At 54.6% G+C, this 498-nt stretch carries 4 tRNA genes; all 4 read right to left on the bottom strand.

From position 1 onward, the window contains the following. The 4 genes from AN944_RS21065 to AN944_RS21050 all read right to left on the bottom strand — a co-directional run bounded on the left by AN944_RS21065 (position 1) and on the right by AN944_RS21050 (position 389). Positions 1–88, bottom strand: a tRNA-Ser gene (locus tag AN944_RS21065). 9 nt (positions 89–97) lie between these two features. After that, positions 98–174, bottom strand: a tRNA-Arg gene (locus tag AN944_RS21060). 30 nt (positions 175–204) lie between these two features. Next, positions 205–281 (bottom strand) — tRNA-Arg (locus AN944_RS21055). A gap of 31 nt (positions 282–312) precedes the next feature. Next, positions 313–389: transfer RNA gene (locus AN944_RS21050), tRNA-Arg, on the bottom strand. Positions 390–498: the final 109 nt, after the last annotated feature.

Genomic DNA, 498 nt, shown 5'->3' with positions numbered 1-498 from the left:
GGAGAGGGAGGGATTCGAACCCTCGATGGGAGTTAAAGCCCATACTCCCTTAGCAGGGGAGCGCCTTCGGCCACTCGGCCACCTCTCCGAACAATAATGGTGCGCGTGGGAGGATTCGAACCTCCGACCGCCTGGTTCGTAGCCAGGTACTCTATCCAGCTGAGCTACACGCGCAAAATTTGGTACAAAAGCAAATAATATCAATGGTGCGCGTGGGAGGATTCGAACCTCCGACCGCCTGGTTCGTAGCCAGGTACTCTATCCAGCTGAGCTACACGCGCATCGTATTGATATTGCTTTTTTTAATAGTAATGGTGCGCGTGGGAGGATTCGAACCTCCGACCGCCTGGTTCGTAGCCAGGTACTCTATCCAGCTGAGCTACACGCGCATCGTTTACTATTTTTAAGAAATGGCGGAGAGGGAGGGATTCGAACCCTCGATGGGAGTTAAAGCCCATACTCCCTTAGCAGGGGAGCGCCTTCGGCCACTCGGCCACC

This window comes from Shewanella sp. P1-14-1, assembly GCF_001401775.1.
Classification (GTDB): Bacteria; Pseudomonadota; Gammaproteobacteria; order Enterobacterales; family Shewanellaceae; genus Shewanella; species Shewanella japonica.
Note: the sequence above shows the minus strand (reverse complement) of the source record. Positions and strands in the feature narration are given on the sequence as shown.